This window comes from Sulfitobacter sp. LC.270.F.C4, from assembly GCF_032922545.1.
Lineage (GTDB): Bacteria > Pseudomonadota > Alphaproteobacteria > Rhodobacterales > Rhodobacteraceae > Sulfitobacter > Sulfitobacter profundi.
In genome coordinates, this window is sequence record NZ_CP136692.1 from 2,076,995 (window position 1) to 2,092,302 (window position 15,308).

Consider the following 15,308-nt stretch of genomic DNA (forward strand, 5'->3'; position numbering starts at 1 on the left):
ATGCGCGCGGCCCTTGTTGGACTTGCCCTTACTTTTGCGCCCCTGACTTTCGCGCCGCTGACGGTCAGTGCCCAGACCGCCCCGGCCAGCGACCGCCCCGCCGTTCTGGTGGCCGATCAGGTGTTCATTACCCGTGACAAGGTCTTGGTTGCGCAGGGAAATGTCGAGGCCTTCCAAGGTGAGACGCGGCTGCGCGCCACGGCGATCCGCTATGATCAGGCCACCGGCGCGCTCAGCATCGAAGGGCCGATTGTGCTGTCGGAGGGCGAGAATACCACGATCCTCGCCGATGCGGCCTCCCTTGATGCAGGGTTGCAATCGGGGCTGCTGCGCGGCGCGCGGATGATCCTTGAGCAGCAATTGCAGCTTGCCGCTGTGCAGATTAACCGGGTCGAAGGGCGCTATAGTCAGCTTTACAAAGCCGCCGTAACATCCTGTAAAGTTTGCGAAGATGGCGAAACGCCACTTTGGCAAATCCGCGCCAAACGGGTGGTGCATGACCAACTGGCGCAGCAGCTTTACTTTGACGAGGCGCAGTTTCGCATCAAAAACGTGCCCGTCGCCTATCTGCCGCGCCTGCGCCTGCCCGACCCGACATTGGACCGCGCAACCGGCTTTCTCGCCCCCTCGGTGCGCTCAACCTCGCAATTGGGCGTGGGGCTGAAACTGCCCTATTTCATCAAGATTGGCGATCACCGCGATCTGACGCTGACGCCCTATCTTTCCGCCGAAACCCGCACGCTTGAATTCCGCTACCGACAGGCTTTCGTCGCTGGCCGGATCGACTTTGACGGCGCGATCACCGATGACGAATTGGAGCCGGGTGAAACCCGTGGCTACCTGTTTGGCACCGGCACCTTCGATCTGCGGCGGGATTACAAACTTTACTTCGGGATCGAGGTCACCAGCGACCGGTCCTACCTCAGTGACTACGGCTATTCCGACAAGGACCGCCTGACCAGCGAGTTGACCGTCAGCCGCGCGCGGCGGGATCAATATGTGCGCGCAAGCCTGCTGAACTACCAGTCGCTGCGCGATGGCGAAGACAATGATCTGTTGCCCAATCTCGTCTTGGACGGCGAACACCAGCGGCGCTATTTCCCCACGTCACTTGGCGGCGAAGTTCGTCTGACGCTTGAGGCCCATAGCCACCGCCGGGCCTCTGATCTCAGCACCGATGGCGACGGCGATGGCGAAGCAGACGGGCGCGACGTGTCGCGGCTCAATGGCGAGGCTGAATGGCTGCGGCGCTTTACCTTTGGCAACGGTCTGGTCACCGATCTTCGGGCCGGGGCGAGCTTTGGTCTGTTCAACATCGCGCAGGATGCTTTTTACAGTGAGCGGCACTATGACCTCGTCCCGCATGCCTCTGTTGCATTTCGCTACCCCATGCAGCGCCGCGAGGCGCGCGGTGTGGTGCAACAGTTCGAACCGATTGTGCAGTTCGGCTGGACCGGGGGTGACCGGCTCAATATCCCGAATGAGGAAAGCACGCTGGTCGAATATGACGAGGGCAACTTCCTGTCGCTCAGCCGCTTTCCGCGCCCCGACCGGCGTGAACGCGGTGCGGTCGCGGCTTTCGGTGTGAACTGGGCGCGGATTGATCCGACCGGTTTGGATACCAGCTTTTCTTTTGGGCAGGTAATCCGGGCCAAGGCCGATGATGCCTTCACCTTTAGCTCGGGGTTGCAGGGCACCCATTCCGATTTCCTGCTGGCCGGGCAATTGCGCAGCGACGACGGTTTGGCGCTCATTGGGCGCGGGTTGATCGATGATGATTTCGAAGTCGCCAAGGCTGAGCTGCGCGGCATCTGGGATTTCAAACGCGGGCAGATCGCGGGCAGCTATGTCTGGCTGCACGAAGACGCCGCAGAGGACCGCGACGAAGATGTGTCAGAGATCACCTTTGACGGCAGCTATTCGATCAACAGCCAATGGCAAGCTTCGGCCGAATGGCGGTTCGACCTCGCTGATGAACGCGCCGCGACGGCAGGTCTTGGCCTGAGCTACAACAATGAATGCGTGCAGGTCGACCTTTCCGTTAACCGCAGCTATTCATCCTCAACAAGTGTTGAGCCCTCAACGGATATCGGTTTTAACATCGGCCTCAGGGGCTTTGCCGCAAACACCGGAACAGAAAGATACGTACGCTCATGTGGGAAGTAACGAAACAGACAGTCCGTGCCGGGATCCGTGGCACTGCAGCGCTCGCCCTTGCGTTGGTCGTCGGCCAATCCGCAGCGGCGCAGAACCTTTTTGCGCCCGTGGCCCGTGTCAACGATGAGGTCATCACCGGTTACGAAGTCCAGCAGCGGCAGCGTTTCATGCAGCTGATCGGCGCACCGGGAACGGATACCAACAGCGTGATCGACAGTCTGATCGACGACCGGCTGCGCGGGCAAGTGCTTGACCAAGCCGGGCTCGAAGTCACGCCAGAGGGCATTCAATCCGGCATGTCCGAATTTGCCAGCCGCGCGGATCTGACGACCGAAGAATTTCTCAAGGTTCTGGGTCAGGCGCAGATCTCGGAAGAGACCTTTCGTGACTTCATCGTGATCAGCGCCGCGTGGCGTGACCTGATCCGCGCGCGCTATAATGGCCGCGTCGACATCACCGACGAAGAGGTCGACCGCGCCCTTGGCAGCAGCCGGGGCAACAATGGCCTGCGCGTGCTTTTGTCCGAGATCATCATCCCCGCCCCGCCGCAGAACGCCGATCAGGTGAATGCGCTGGCCGCGCGGATCGCGCAGAGCCGGACTGAGGCTGAGTTTTCCTCCTATGCGAGCCAATATTCCGCCACCGCCTCACGCGGGCGCGGCGGCAAGATGCCTTGGACCCCGCTTGAAAATCTGCCCGCCAGCCTGCGCCCGATCCTGCTGGCGCTTGCCCCCGGTGAGGTGACGGCCCCGCTGCCGATCCCCAATGCCGTGGCCCTGTTCCAGCTGCGCGGCATCGAAGAGACTGGCAAGCCCAGCGTTGAATATTCCGAGATTGACTACGCCGCCTATTACATCCCCGGTGGCCGGTCCGAGGCCGCCCTGTCGCGCGCAGCGCAGCTGCGCGGTCAGGTAGATCAATGTGATGACCTTTACGGTGTTGCCAAGGGCCAGCCTGCCAATGTGCTCGACCGCGGTTCAAAGGCACCGGCAGAGATTCCGCAGGACGTGGCCATCGAACTGGCCAAACTCGACCCCGGCGAAGTCTCGACCACGCTGACCCGTGCCAATGGGGAGACCTTGGTGTTCCTGATGCTGTGCAACCGCACCACGGCGGCCAATGCCGATGTGAACCGCGACACGGTGGTAAGCTCAATCCGGCAGCGCAAGCTTGAGGGCTACGCCACGCAACTGTTGGAACAGGCCCGCGCCGAAGCCCGTATCACCCGCCAATGAGCGGCCCCTCCCGGCCGGTGGCCATCACCTGCGGTGAACCCGCAGGTATCGGCCCAGAGATCGCCGCCCGTGCTTGGGCGGCGCTTTCGTCTGACATCCCGATGTTCTGGATCGGCGACCCGCGCCACCTGCCCAAGGATGTGCCCCACCGTGTGATCGACAGTGCGGATGATGTGGGCTGGCCAAATGCCGATGCGCTGCCTGTGTTGCCTCACGCTTTTGACAGTGCCGCGCTCGCCGGGGTGCCGCAGCCCGGCCATGCGCAGGGGGTGATTGACGTGATCGCCCGCGCAGTCGATCTGGTGCAAACGGGGGCCGCTTGTGCCATCTGCACCGCGCCGATCCACAAGAAGGCGCTGCAGGACGGCGCGAATTTCGCCTACCCCGGCCATACCGAATATCTCGCAGCACTTGCTGGTGTCGACGACGTGGTGATGATGCTGGCCTCTGACCAGTTGCGCGTCGTGCCCGCCACGATCCACATCGCGTTGGATCAGGTGCCGCAGGCGCTGACAGCCGCGGGCCTGCGCCGCACGATTGAGATCACGGCGCAGGAATTGCAGAGCCGTTTCGGTGTTGAACGTCCGCGCATTGCTGTGGCCGGGCTGAACCCCCACGCTGGCGAAGGCGGCAGCATGGGGCAGCAAGAGATCGACTGGATCGCGCCGCTGATTATCGAAATGCAAGGCGAAGGCTATGCCCTGGCCGGGCCGCTGCCCGCCGATACGATGTTCCACGCCCGCGCCCGCGCAGGCTATGACGCGGCGGTGGCGATGTATCACGACCAAGCGCTGATCCCGATCAAGACGTTGGACTTTGACCGGGGGGTGAATGTGACGCTGGGGTTGCCTTTCGTGCGCACCTCCCCCGATCACGGCACCGCCTTTGACATCGCGGGCCAAGGGCGCGCCAACCCGACCAGCATGATCGAAGCGATCAAACTGGCATGGCAGATGGGCCAGAAAACATGAGTGCAATCGACAACCTTCCGCCGCTGCGCGAGGTGATCAACACCCACGAACTGGCCGCGCGGAAATCGCTCGGCCAGAACTTCCTGCTGGACCTGAACCTCACGGCCAAAATCGCGCGGCAAGCGGGGGATATGGCCGATTGCGACGTGCTGGAAATCGGCCCCGGCCCCGGTGGCCTCACCCGTGGGCTGCTGGCCGAGGGCGCGCGGCACGTGCTGGCGATCGAGAAGGACCGCCGCTGCCTGCCCGCGCTGGCCGAGGTGGCGGAACATTACCCCGGTCGCCTGACGGTGATCGAAGGCGACGCGCTGGAGATCGACCCGCTGAGCCATCTGACCCCGCCGATCCGCGTGGCCGCCAACCTGCCCTATAACGTCGGGACCGAGTTGCTGGTGCGCTGGCTCACCCCGCCTGAGTGGCCGCCGTTTTGGCAAAGCCTGACGCTGATGTTCCAACGCGAAGTGGCCGAGCGGATCGTCGCGACGCCCGGCTCCAAAGCCTATGGGCGGCTGGCCGTGCTGGCGCAATGGCGCAGCGATGCGCGTATCGTCATGCAATTGCCGCCGGGGGCTTTCACACCGCCGCCAAAGGTCTCGTCGAGTGTGGTGCATCTGACCGCCCTGCCCGAGCCGCGCTATCCGGCTGATCCCGCCGTGCTCAGCCGCGTGGTCGCGATGGCGTTCAATCAACGTCGCAAGATGCTGCGCTCGGCCCTCAAGGGCGCCGCGCCGGATATCGAAGATCGCCTTCACGCCGCCGGGCTGAAACCCACCGACCGGGCCGAGCAGGTGCCGCTAGAGGGCTTCTGCGCCCTTGCCCGTGAAATCGCCAAGGGGTGAAAATGTTCTACCGTCTATTGCTCGTCTGCACGCTGCTGCTGACGCTTTCCGCCTGTGCCTTGCCCCGCAACGGGCCACCACCACTGGGGACTGAGGCCGATATTTCGGCGCTGACCCGTGCCATTACAGAACTCTCGCCCAGTGTGGACCCGGCAGAGGCCGCCCGTGCAGCGCGGATCGCCTACCTTCATACCCATGAGCTGGCGATTGCCTATCAAATCACCGACCCGCCGCTGATCCATAACGTGAAGGTCAACAACGGCAGCAAGCCACGGGGCCTGTGTTGGCATTGGGCAGAGGATCTGGAGAAACGGCTGTTGGCCGAAGATTTCGCCACGCTCGACATGCACCGCGCCATCGCCAATGGCGACTCGCGATTGTTGCTGGATCATTCGACGGCCATCATCTCGGCGGCGGGTGCCCAGATGGAGGCAGGGCTTGTCCTTGATCCATGGCGGCAGGGCGGCGAGTTGTTCTGGTCGCCGGTGATGAGCGACCCGCGCTACGACTGGGAGCCGCGTGAAGAAGTGCTGCGGCGTAACGGGCGTGTCAGATATGTGCAGGCGGGGATGGAAGGATAAGCCCACCCCGCGCGCCCTACCAATGGCCCACACGAAAAAGCCCCGCAATTTGCGGGGCTTTTGTTATTCTGCGGCTTTGGCAGTGTCGTTACCGTCGCCATCGCTGCCATTGTCCTGCGGCTGTGCCTCTGCCGCTTTCGGCTTGGGCTTGCGACGCGGAGCGCGTTTCGGCTTGGGCTTGCTCTCGGGCGTGTCGACCAGCGTGCTCTCTTCGCTGTTCGTCTCGGCCTCGGCTTGCTGCTGAGCGGGCTCTTGCTCGGGCTGTTTCTCCGCTTTTGGCTGATCGCCTTGCGGTTGGTTTCCCTGAGACTGATTGCCCTGAGGTTGATTTCCGCCCTGCTGCGCCTCGCGCTCCTGACGCTCTGCACGCTCGCGATCCCGCTCGGCTTGGCGCTCACGGTTCTGGCGCTCTTGCTCTTCGCGGCGCTGATCCACCTCGCGCTGCGCTTCGCTCAGCAGACGCAGATAATGCTCGGCGTGCTGTTGAAAGTTCTCGGCGGCAACACGGTCATTGCTCAACTGTGCATCGCGGGCCAGTTGGTTGTATTTCTCGATAACCTGCTGCGGCGTGCCGCGCACCTTACCCTCGGGGCCGGAGCTGTCAAAAACACGGTTGACGACATTGCCGCCGCCACCTTGCGACGAGCGTTTGCGGTTATTCTTCGACCGGGAGCGTGATCTGGGAGAATTCATGGAATGATGTCAGCCTTGTGTGCTGTGTGTCGTTCACCGGGGGGTGCAAAGCACGTTTTGAACCCGGCCTAAGCGATATGTTGGGCATAGTGCCGCGCGGGACCGCCTATGGCATCCACCGCTGCAACACCCCTGACTAACCATGCCAGACAGGCTTGGGCAAGAAGAAACTGCCGCTGAACCCGCCAAAGAGCCGTTTTTTCGCGATTTCACGCCGGTTTATCGGCTGAAACGACCCTTGGCCGCCCATCCAGATCATGCGCCAGCGTCACCCGTCCCCAGCCTGCGGCGGCAAAGATTTCCTGCACCGCTTCACCCTGTTGCCAGCCGATTTCGACCATGACCCGGCCTTCGGGCGTGAGATAGCCCTGCGCCTCGGCGGCGATGATGCGGTAGATGCTCAGCCCGTCCTGCCCATCGGTCAGCGCCATCTCAGGCTCGTGCTGACGCAATTCTGGAGAGACCGCTGCCATTTCATCGGCAGCCAGATAAGGTGGGTTCGACAAAATCAGATCAAAGCGCCCGTCAACGGCGCTGAACCAATCGGATTGACGGATGTCGGCCCGCTCGGCCACCCCATGCTGAACCGCATTGGCGCTGGCCTGAAGGCAGGCGGCTTCGGAAAGGTCAACGCCCAGCCCCGTCGCGCGCGCCCTTTCGGCCAGCAGGGTGACGAGGATACAGCCCGACCCGGTACCAAGGTCCAGAATGCGGGAGAAATCATTGCCGAGGGCCAGATCAATCAGGGTTTCCGTCTCTGGCCGCGGGTCAAGCACATCGCGGCTGATCGCAAAGTCGCGGCCATAGAATGCCCGCCGTCCAATGAGTTGTGAGACCGGCACCCTCACGGCCCGCAGGGCGATGAGCTGCTCAAAGCGTTCGGCGACCTCGGGGGCGATTTCCTCGGGCGCGATCAGGGTCACGCGGGCGGCATCCACGGCGGCGGCATGAGCCAACAAAAGCCGCGCATCCCGCGCCGGGTCGGGCACGCCCGCCGCCCGGAGCCGCCCGGCCGCGGCGGCCATGGCTTGGGCCGCGGTCTGGGGGCTCACCCCTCCATCTCCGACAGTTGCCGCGCTTGGGCGTCGGCGGTCAGCGCATCGACGATCTCATCCAGATCGCCCTGCATCACGGCCTCAAGCCGGTACAGCGTTAGGTTGATCCGGTGATCGGTCATCCGCCCTTGGGGGAAATTATAGGTTCGGATTCGCTCGGACCGGTCTCCCGTGCCCACTTGCGCCGCGCGGTCGGCGGACCGTGCGCTGTCGATCCGGCTGCGCTCCATGTCATAGAGCCGCGCTTTGAGCACCTGCATTGCCTTGTCGCGGTTGCGGTGCTGGGATTTCTCGGATGAGGTCACCACGATCCCGGTTGGGATATGGGTGATGCGCACGGCGGAATCGGTGGTATTAACGTGCTGGCCGCCCGCACCCGAGGAGCGCATTGTATCGATCCGCAGGTCATTTCCGTTGATCTCGATATCCACGTCCTCGGCTTCGGGAAGCACCGCCACGGTGGCTGCCGAGGTATGGATACGCCCGCCGCTTTCGGTTGAGGGCACGCGCTGCACGCGGTGCACGCCGCTTTCAAATTTCAGGCGGGCGAAAACGTTTTGGCCAGTGATATGAGCGACGACTTCTTTGACGCCGCCCAATTCGGTCATCTGGCTTTCGATCAGGTCAAACCCCCAACCGCGCGCCTCTGCATAGCGCTGATACATGCGCAGCAAGTCGGCGGCGAATAGGGCCGCTTCGTCGCCGCCGGTGCCGGGGCGGATCTCTAGCATCGCGGGTTTTGCATCGGCCGCGTCGCGCGGCAGCAGCGCCAATTGAAGCGCGCCTTCAACCTCGGGCAGTCGGGCGCGTAGACGCGGCAATTCCTCGCGCGCAAGCTCGGCCATCTCGGGGTCTTTCAGCATCTCTTGGGCTTCTTCAAGGTCGCGCTGAAGCTGCTGGTAAAGGTCGATTTGATCCACCACGGGCTTCAAATCACTGTATTCTTTGGCGAGGGCTGCAAAATCGGCCCCATCGGAGCCAGCAGACATGCTGGCCTCCAGAAACTGGAAGCGTTGCGAGATTTGCGCGAGGCGGTGCATCGGGATCATGGGGTTCCTGTCGCTTATGCAAAAGCTTTGGTCAAGAGGCGGCTTATGCTATCATGGGCTATGAAACGCATCATGCCGCTCACCTGCCTTGTGGCCCTGACGGCCCTGCACCCTGCCCTTGCGGATGTCAAAGCGCCGGGCGGCAAGACGATTGATTGCTATTGCACCAACAGCACCGGCGCCCGTGTGGAACTGGGTGAAACTATCTGCCTACAGGTCGGTGGGCGCATGTTCATGGCACAATGTCAGATGTCGCTCAACGTGCCGATGTGGCGCGAGGTGCAGCAAGGCTGCCTGTCATCGCGCCTCAATCTGAGCGAGCCAGCCGTTGACCCGTTTGGCGTTGACACCCAGATCTGACCGGCCAAAGCGCGAGCGGCCATAGACTTCCATGTAGCGCGGATCAGCGCCGTAGACGCCGATGGTGGTGAAATCTGGATAGCCCATCAATTTGGTGCGGGTGATATAGGTGACCTGCCCCTCGGCCAGTGATCCGGCGACAACCTCGGTACGCGGGGTCTGCATGATGGCACGGTCAAGCTGCGCCAAGGTCTCTTGCCCGTCGCCGTCGACCGGTGCGCGCCAGATATAGCTGTTGGTGCCTTGGGTCTTGCCCATCTTTTGCCCTTCGGCCTGCGCATGCCAACGCGCGATATCGGTTGGCGCAAATCGGACATAGGCCACCAAGGCGACGAGGGCGATCACGATGATCCAGAACAGCATTTTAAGCACCTTTCAAAGGTCGGCGATTTGGGGCGACGCAGGTGGTCGCGGTGAGGTGGGCGGCCCCCAAGCCTGAGGGCTGCCCGATGAAGTTGTGGCCTTCGCTCACGCGGTTCTCATGCGGTGGCCCAGCAACGACAAAATCTCGGTCGCGACATGCGCGCCCGCGATCGCTGTCGCGCCTGTGGTGTCGAAGGGCGGAGAGACCTCAACCACGTCGCCGCCCATGATGTTGATCCCGGCCAGATCGCGCAGCATGATCGAGGTCTGCGCCGAGGTCAGCCCACCCCAGACCGGCGTGCCGGTGCCGGGGGCAAAGGCCGGATCAAGCGCGTCGATATCAAAGGTCAGATAGCAAGCTCGATCGCCAAGGATCTCTTTGATCTTGGCCACGGTCGCCTGCGGCCCCTTCTCATGCACCTCACGTGCGTCGATGATGTTGACGCCCATCGTGTCTTCGTTGGTGGTGCGGATGCCGACCTGCACGCTGGTCGCGGGATCGACGATACCGGACTTCACGGCCTTGTAGAACATGGTGCCGTGATCGATCCGGTCCATGTCATCGTCGGCCCATGTATCGGTGTGAGCGTCGAACTGTAACAGGCTGATCGGCCCGTATTTTTCGGCATAGGCCTTGAGGATCGGGAAGGAGATATAGTGATCCCCGCCCAGCACGACCGAGGCCGCACCGGCATCCAGAATGGTCTTGATATGCGCAGTGAGTGCCGCCGGAAACTGGCTGACATGGCCATAGTCGAAAGCCAGATCGCCATAATCAGCGATGGCGAATTCGCTCAGCACGTCAAAGTCCCAGCCATAGGGCGCGTCGGGCGCTTGCAGCGCGCTCGCCTCGCGGATGGCGCGGGGGCCAAGGCGGGTGCCGGGGCGATTGGTCACCGCTTGGTCAAAGGGCACGCCGGTTACGGCGATGTCCACGCCGGTCAGATCCTTGGTGTATTTACGTCGCAGGAAAGAGGTCGCCCCGCCAAAGGTCAACTCATAGCTCGGCCCTTTGAGGTCCTCGCGGGTAAAGGCCATATCCATCTGTTTGGCCGCGTCTTCCAGTGCCATTACTTGCCTCCTGCTGGCTGTGCCCGCTCAACGATACGGGCGAAAAAGGATGCGCCGAGCGGCGCGATCTCGTCGTTGAAGTCGTATTCCGGATGATGCAGCCCCGCGCCCTTACCGGTCCCGAGGAACAGATAGGCACCGGGGCGTTTTTCAAGCATAAAGCTGAAATCTTCCGCGCCCATTTCGCGGCCATAGTCGCCATGCACGCGGTCCGCGCCCACCACTTCGCTTGCCGCCGCGATGGCGGTTTCGGTCTTGGCGGGATCGTTGACCGTGGCGGGATAGCCGACCTCATAGACCAGCTCGGCTGAAACGTCATAGCTTGCCGCCTGCCCGTCCACGATCTGCTGCATGCGGCGCATCACCATCTCCTGCACCTCGCGGTCAAAGGTGCGCACGGTTCCGTTGATATAGGCGGTCTCTGGAATGATGTTATCGGCGCTTCCGGTGTGGATTTGCGTGACAGAAACCACCAGATCCTGTGCCGCGACATGATTGCGGCTAACGATGGTCTGGATCGCTGTGGCGATGCCGCAGGCCGCCATCACAGGGTCGCGGGTGTCATGGGGCATCGCGCCATGGCCGCCTTTGCCCTTGATGTGAATGTGAAACTCGTCCACCGCTGCCATGAACGGCCCCGGGGTGGTGAAAAACGCACCTTCGTCCAACCCGGGCATGTTGTGGATGCCGTAGACCTGCGCGATGTCGAACCGCTCCATGATGCCTTCTTCGACCATAATACCAGCGCCGCCGCTGGCCTCTTCAGCAGGTTGAAAGATTAGCGCCACCCGGCCCGAAAAATTGCGTGTTTCGGCCAAATAACGCGCGGCGCCCAGCAACATCGTGGTATGCCCATCATGCCCGCAGGCGTGCATTTTGCCCATGCGGGTGCTGGCGTAGTCCTTGCCCGTCGCTTCATGTATGGGTAGGGCATCCATATCGGCGCGCAGGCCGATCGTCGGCCCTGCGCCCTGCCCGTTGATGATCGCAACCAGACCGGTTGTCGCGATGCCTTCGTGCAGTTCATCGACGCCAAATTCCCGCAGCCGTTCGGCGACAAAGGCCGCCGTCTCATGACATTCCAGATCCAACTCAGGGATGCTATGCAAATGGCGCCGCCACGCTGTCATATCCTCCGCAAAGGCATTGATCCGGTTTACCACGGGCATGGGCTGGACTCCTTGGGGTTGGTTTGGTCAGGGTGCATCTGACACCAGACATACGGGGCCTGCAATGCCGGACAACACAAAAGCCGATCTCATTCACGATTCCGATGCGGGCATTGAACGGCTGCTTGAAATCATGCGCCGCCTGCGTGATCCCGACACCGGCTGCCCCTGGGATATCGAACAGGATTTCGATAGCATCGCCCCCTATACCATTGAAGAGGCTTATGAAGTTGCCGATGCCATTGCCCGCCGCGATTGGGCGGAACTTGAGGGCGAACTGGGCGATCTGCTGCTGCAATCGGTCTATCACACGGCCATGGGCGAAGAAGCGGGGCATTTCACCTTTCAATCTGTGGTGCGCAACATCAGCGATAAGATGGTGGCGCGCCACCCGCATGTCTTTGGCGACGAATCCCGCGACAAGAGCGCCGAACAGCAAACCGCCGATTGGGAGAAGATCAAAGCCGCCGAGCGCGCTGGCAAGGCGCAGGGGGGCACGTTGGATGGGGTGGCGATTGGCCTTCCCGCGCTTTTACGCGCGATGAAGCTGCAAAAACGTGCAGCGCGGGTGGGGTTTGATTGGCCCGAGACGACGCAGGTGCTGGATAAGATCACCGAAGAGGCCGCGGAACTGGTCGAGGCGAAGGACACGCTGAGCCAAGCGGAGGTCGAGGAGGAATACGGCGATCTTCTCTTTGTCATGGCCAATCTGGGCCGCCACCTTGGGCTCGACCCCGAAGCCGCTCTGCGCGCTGCCAATGCCAAATTCACCCGGCGTTTCGAGGGCATTGAGGCCCGGCTCGTGGCCATGGGCAAAACCCCGCAAGACAGTGATCTGGCCGAGATGGATGCGCTTTGGGATGCCGTGAAACTGGCGGAACGCGGCTAATCGCCGGGCCTGCGGCTGGACAAAGACATGAGCCTCCGGCAAGGCTCTGCCCCAAGCAATTTGACGAAAGTAAGCCCATGACCCCGCGCAAAATCATCATCGACACCGACCCCGGACAGGATGACGCCGTCGCGATCCTCCTTGCGCTGGCCAGCCCCGAAGAGATCGACGTGCTGGGCATCACCTGTGTCGCGGGCAATGTGCCACTGGAGCTGACCTCGAAAAACGCGCGCATCGTCTGCGAATTGGCGGGGCACCGGGATGTAAAGGTCTTTGCCGGTTGCGACCGCCCGCTGGGCCGTGACTTGGTGACGGCAGAACATGTGCACGGCAAGACCGGCCTTGATGGCCCCGACCTGCCCGACCCCACCATGCCGCTGGCCGAGGGGCATGGTGTCGATTTCATCATCGAACAGGTCCGCGCCCATCCCGCAGGCAGCGTGACCCTCTGCCCCTTGGGCCCGCTCACCAATATCGCGACCGCCCTACAAAAAGCACCCGATATCGCCGAAAAGGTGCAAGAGATCGTGCTGATGGGCGGCGGCTATTTCGAAGGGGGTAACATCACCCCCACGGCAGAGTTCAACATTTACGTCGACCCGCATGCTGCTGATATCGTGTTTAAATCCGGCATTCCCATCGTCGTGATGCCGCTTGACGTGACTCACAAGGCACTGGTCACCAAACCGCGCAACGATGCCTTCCGCGCGATTGGCACGCCGGTGGGTGTCGCCGTGGCCGAAATGACCGATTTCTTCGAGCGGTTCGACAAAGAGAAATACGGCTCCGAAGGCGCGCCGTTGCATGACCCTTGCGTCACCGCCTATCTAATCAACCCCGATCTGTTCAAAGGTCGCCATATCAACGTCGAGATCGAGACTGTGTCTGAACTGACCATCGGCATGACCGTAGCCGATTGGTGGGGCGTGACAGACCGCGCGCCCAACGCGCTTTTCGTGGGCGACCTTGATGCCGATGGGTTCTTTGCGCTGCTCACCGAAAGGCTGGCCCGTCTATGAGCGCACATCTCACCCTCGGCGCGCCTGAGCATCTTGATAAATTAGTCGGGCTGGTGACGGCCTTTCACGCTGAAGCGGGCATTGAGATGACCGACGAGCAGCGCCGCAACGGATTGGCGCCGCTGCTGGAGGGGATCCCCCATGGGGCCGCCTATCTGATCGGCCCGCCCCGCGCGCCGATTGGCTATGTGGTGATCTGTTTCGGCTGGTCGGTTGAATTCGGCGGGCTGGACGCCATCATTGATGAAATCTACGTCCGTCCCGGCGTGCGGGGGCGCGGCATTGCCTCGGAAGCGCTGATCGCTCTGCCACGGGCGCTTGCCGCAGGCGGGTTGCGCGCCATCCATCTTGAGGTGGACCGCACCAATAAAGCGGCGCTCAAAGTCTATACCCGTGCGGGCTTCCGCCCCCGCGAGGATTACATCCTTATGTCTCGGAAACTGTGATGCGTATTCCCTTTGATAACAGCTATGCCACCCTGCCCGACGGGTTCTTTACCCGGCTCGACCCGACGCCGGTAAAAGAGCCCAAGCTCTTGGCATGGAACGACGATCTGGCGGCGTCGCTCGGAATCGAAGGCGGCGATGCAAAGACCCGCGCGCAGGTTTTCGGCGGCAATGCGGTGCCCGCAGGGGCGGCCCCCTTGGCGCAGCTTTACGCCGGGCATCAGTTCGGCAATTTCAACCCACAGCTTGGCGATGGCCGTGCGATCCTGCTGGGCGAGGTCGTCGACAGCGTCGGCAAGCGCCGTGACATTCAGCTCAAAGGCTCCGGCCCGACGCCCTATTCCCGTATGGGCGATGGCCGCGCTTGGGTTGGGCCGGTGCTGCGCGAATATCTGATCAGCGAGGCGATGCATGCGCTCGGCGTGCCGACCACCCGCGCTCTGGCTGCTGTCGCCACAGGCGAGCCGATCCTGCGCGAAAGCGGCCCCCTGCCCGGCGCCATCGTCACCCGCGTCGCCGCAAGCCATCTGCGCGTCGGCACCTTTCAAGTCTTTGCCCATCGCGGAGAGACGGAGGCGCTCAAAACCCTCACCGACTATGCCATTGCGCGGCATTATCCCGATGCCGAGGGTCCGCTTGACCTTCTGCGCACGGTCTGTGCCGCGCAGGCGGAACTGGTAGCGCAATGGATGTCCTTCGGCTTTATCCACGGTGTTATGAACACCGACAATTGCAGCATCTCGGGCGAGACGATCGACTATGGCCCCTGCGCCTTTATGGATGCCTTTCATCAGGGCCGTGTGTTCAGTTCGATCGACCGGCAAGGCCGATATGCCTATGGCAACCAACCGCAGATCGTTGTGTGGAACATGGCGCAACTGGCGACCTCGCTTTTACAGCAGATGGACGACAAAGAGACCGCCGTCGAAGACGCCACCGAAATCGTGCATGACATGCCCGAGTTGGTCGAAGCCGCATGGCTGCGGCGTTTTGCGGCCAAACTCGGCATTTCCAATCCTCGACCCGAGGATGTGGATCTGATCAACGAACTGCTGAGCCTGATGCAAACGGACGGCTCGGATTTCACCAACACGTTCCGCGCCCTTGGGACCGATCAAGCGCGTGATCACTTTACCAACCGCGATGTCTTTGACACATGGGCCGAAAACTGGCGCAGCCGGATCAAGGATGAGCCGGACCCGCAGGCGGTCATGCAGGCGGCGAACCCCGCCGTGATCCCGCGCAACCACCGGATTGAGCAGATGATCGAAGCCGCCGTTGCGGGCGACATGGCCCCGTTCGAGCGGTTGATGACAGCGCTGGCAACGCCCTTTGAAGAGACCGATCCCGAGCTTCAGCGCCCGCCGACCGAAGATGAGATCGTCCCGGCGACCTTCTGCGGGACCTGAAG

The 15,308-nt window shown here is 62.4% G+C and carries 16 protein-coding genes; 10 read left to right on the forward strand and 6 right to left on the reverse strand.

Annotated elements, in window-relative coordinates; genetic code table 11:
• Genes R1T45_RS14080 through R1T45_RS14100 form a run of 5 tightly spaced genes read left to right on the forward strand, consistent with a single transcriptional unit; the run spans nt 1 to nt 5,783 of the window.
• Nucleotides 1-2,166 carry an LPS-assembly protein LptD gene (locus R1T45_RS14080; protein ID WP_317389368.1) on the forward strand — a complete coding sequence of 722 codons (2,166 nt, stop codon included), beginning with the start codon at nt 1-3 and terminating at the stop codon, nt 2,164-2,166.
• Nucleotides 2,154-3,392: a peptidylprolyl isomerase gene (locus tag R1T45_RS14085; RefSeq protein ID WP_317389369.1), complete on the forward strand. Its 1,239-nt coding sequence runs from the start codon at nt 2,154-2,156 to the stop codon at nt 3,390-3,392. Before R1T45_RS14080 ends, R1T45_RS14085 begins: the two co-directional genes overlap by 13 nt.
• Nucleotides 3,389-4,363 carry a 4-hydroxythreonine-4-phosphate dehydrogenase PdxA gene (pdxA, locus tag R1T45_RS14090; RefSeq protein ID WP_120351023.1) on the forward strand — a complete coding sequence of 325 codons (975 nt, stop codon included), beginning with the start codon at nt 3,389-3,391 and terminating at the stop codon, nt 4,361-4,363. The genes R1T45_RS14085 and pdxA overlap by 4 nt, the downstream gene beginning before the upstream one ends.
• Nucleotides 4,360-5,202, forward strand: coding sequence for a 16S rRNA (adenine(1518)-N(6)/adenine(1519)-N(6))-dimethyltransferase RsmA (gene rsmA, locus R1T45_RS14095; RefSeq protein ID WP_132443439.1), 843 nt, complete (start codon nt 4,360-4,362; stop codon nt 5,200-5,202). Before pdxA ends, rsmA begins: the two co-directional genes overlap by 4 nt.
• Nucleotides 5,203-5,204: 2 nt before the next feature.
• A complete protein-coding gene (locus R1T45_RS14100; RefSeq protein WP_317389370.1) occupies nt 5,205-5,783 on the forward strand; it encodes a hypothetical protein in 579 nt (192 codons plus the stop codon).
• 63 nt (nt 5,784-5,846) lie between these two features.
• Here the strand turns inward: R1T45_RS14100 and R1T45_RS14105 are convergent, their stop codons facing one another.
• The 3 genes from R1T45_RS14105 to prfA form a co-directional block, all read right to left on the reverse strand.
• Complete coding sequence (locus R1T45_RS14105; RefSeq protein WP_132443441.1) at nt 5,847-6,476, reverse strand: DUF4167 domain-containing protein; 630 nt, start codon at nt 6,474-6,476, stop codon at nt 5,847-5,849.
• 209 nt (nt 6,477-6,685) lie between these two features.
• A complete protein-coding gene (gene prmC, locus R1T45_RS14110) occupies nt 6,686-7,528 on the reverse strand; it encodes a peptide chain release factor N(5)-glutamine methyltransferase (RefSeq protein WP_067629029.1) in 843 nt (280 codons plus the stop codon).
• Complete coding sequence (prfA, locus tag R1T45_RS14115) at nt 7,525-8,580, reverse strand: peptide chain release factor 1 (RefSeq protein ID WP_317389371.1); 1,056 nt, start codon at nt 8,578-8,580, stop codon at nt 7,525-7,527. Before prfA ends, prmC begins: the two co-directional genes overlap by 4 nt.
• A gap of 60 nt (nt 8,581-8,640) precedes the next feature.
• Here prfA and R1T45_RS14120 point away from each other — a divergent pair, with 60 nt between their 5' ends.
• Nucleotides 8,641-8,940 carry a hypothetical protein gene (locus R1T45_RS14120; protein WP_132443722.1) on the forward strand — a complete coding sequence of 100 codons (300 nt, stop codon included), beginning with the start codon at nt 8,641-8,643 and terminating at the stop codon, nt 8,938-8,940.
• Here R1T45_RS14120 and R1T45_RS14125 read toward each other — a convergent pair.
• The 3 genes from R1T45_RS14125 to R1T45_RS14135 form a co-directional block, all read right to left on the reverse strand.
• Nucleotides 8,878-9,303, reverse strand: a complete 426-nt coding sequence (locus R1T45_RS14125; RefSeq protein ID WP_317389372.1) for a DUF1499 domain-containing protein — start codon at nt 9,301-9,303, stop codon at nt 8,878-8,880. The two genes, R1T45_RS14120 and R1T45_RS14125, sit on opposite strands and share 63 nt — an antisense overlap.
• A 105-nt stretch (nt 9,304-9,408) precedes the next feature.
• The gene (gene speB / locus R1T45_RS14130; RefSeq protein ID WP_317389373.1) at nt 9,409-10,374 is read right to left on the reverse strand and encodes an agmatinase; all 966 of its coding nucleotides are present in this window, start codon (nt 10,372-10,374) and stop codon (nt 9,409-9,411) included.
• The gene (locus R1T45_RS14135) at nt 10,374-11,543 is read right to left on the reverse strand and encodes a M20 aminoacylase family protein (RefSeq protein WP_317389374.1); all 1,170 of its coding nucleotides are present in this window, start codon (nt 11,541-11,543) and stop codon (nt 10,374-10,376) included. The genes speB and R1T45_RS14135 overlap by 1 nt, the downstream gene beginning before the upstream one ends.
• Nucleotides 11,544-11,607: 64 nt before the next feature.
• Between R1T45_RS14135 and mazG the strand changes: the two genes are divergently transcribed.
• From mazG to R1T45_RS14155, 4 genes are all read left to right on the forward strand, one after another.
• Nucleotides 11,608-12,432 (forward strand): nucleoside triphosphate pyrophosphohydrolase, encoded by an 825-nt coding sequence (gene mazG / locus R1T45_RS14140; protein ID WP_317389375.1) that lies wholly within the window; start codon nt 11,608-11,610, stop codon nt 12,430-12,432.
• Nucleotides 12,433-12,509: 77 nt separating this feature from the next.
• Nucleotides 12,510-13,451 (forward strand): nucleoside hydrolase, encoded by a 942-nt coding sequence (locus tag R1T45_RS14145; protein ID WP_317389376.1) that lies wholly within the window; start codon nt 12,510-12,512, stop codon nt 13,449-13,451.
• Nucleotides 13,448-13,897 (forward strand): GNAT family N-acetyltransferase, encoded by a 450-nt coding sequence (locus R1T45_RS14150; RefSeq protein ID WP_317389377.1) that lies wholly within the window; start codon nt 13,448-13,450, stop codon nt 13,895-13,897. Before R1T45_RS14145 ends, R1T45_RS14150 begins: the two co-directional genes overlap by 4 nt.
• Entirely contained in the window at nt 13,897-15,306 is a 1,410-nt protein-coding gene (locus R1T45_RS14155) for a protein adenylyltransferase SelO (protein WP_317389378.1), read from the forward strand. The genes R1T45_RS14150 and R1T45_RS14155 overlap by 1 nt, the downstream gene beginning before the upstream one ends.
• The last annotated feature ends 2 nt before the right edge of the window (nt 15,307-15,308 follow it).

What these genes read in the sequence shown, in the direction of transcription:
- R1T45_RS14125 (WP_317389372.1), bottom strand. Translation starts at nt 9,303, where the DNA reads ATGCTGTTCTGGATCATCGTGATCGCCCTCGTCGCCTTGGTGGCCTAT.
- R1T45_RS14105 (WP_132443441.1), bottom strand. Translation starts at nt 6,476, where the DNA reads ATGAATTCTCCCAGATCACGCTCCCGGTCGAAGAATAACCGCAAACGC.
- R1T45_RS14085 (WP_317389369.1), top strand. Translation starts at nt 2,154, where the DNA reads ATGTGGGAAGTAACGAAACAGACAGTCCGTGCCGGGATCCGTGGCACT.
- pdxA (WP_120351023.1), top strand. Translation starts at nt 3,389, where the DNA reads ATGAGCGGCCCCTCCCGGCCGGTGGCCATCACCTGCGGTGAACCCGCA.
- R1T45_RS14135 (WP_317389374.1), bottom strand. Translation starts at nt 11,543, where the DNA reads ATGCCCGTGGTAAACCGGATCAATGCCTTTGCGGAGGATATGACAGCG.
- R1T45_RS14155 (WP_317389378.1), top strand. Translation starts at nt 13,897, where the DNA reads ATGCGTATTCCCTTTGATAACAGCTATGCCACCCTGCCCGACGGGTTC.
- R1T45_RS14080 (WP_317389368.1), top strand. Translation starts at nt 1, where the DNA reads ATGCGCGCGGCCCTTGTTGGACTTGCCCTTACTTTTGCGCCCCTGACT.
- R1T45_RS14150 (WP_317389377.1), top strand. Translation starts at nt 13,448, where the DNA reads ATGAGCGCACATCTCACCCTCGGCGCGCCTGAGCATCTTGATAAATTA.
- R1T45_RS14145 (WP_317389376.1), top strand. Translation starts at nt 12,510, where the DNA reads ATGACCCCGCGCAAAATCATCATCGACACCGACCCCGGACAGGATGAC.
- speB (WP_317389373.1), bottom strand. Translation starts at nt 10,374, where the DNA reads ATGGCACTGGAAGACGCGGCCAAACAGATGGATATGGCCTTTACCCGC.
- R1T45_RS14120 (WP_132443722.1), top strand. Translation starts at nt 8,641, where the DNA reads ATGAAACGCATCATGCCGCTCACCTGCCTTGTGGCCCTGACGGCCCTG.
- R1T45_RS14100 (WP_317389370.1), top strand. Translation starts at nt 5,205, where the DNA reads ATGTTCTACCGTCTATTGCTCGTCTGCACGCTGCTGCTGACGCTTTCC.
- mazG (WP_317389375.1), top strand. Translation starts at nt 11,608, where the DNA reads ATGCCGGACAACACAAAAGCCGATCTCATTCACGATTCCGATGCGGGC.
- prfA (WP_317389371.1), bottom strand. Translation starts at nt 8,580, where the DNA reads ATGATCCCGATGCACCGCCTCGCGCAAATCTCGCAACGCTTCCAGTTT.
- rsmA (WP_132443439.1), top strand. Translation starts at nt 4,360, where the DNA reads ATGAGTGCAATCGACAACCTTCCGCCGCTGCGCGAGGTGATCAACACC.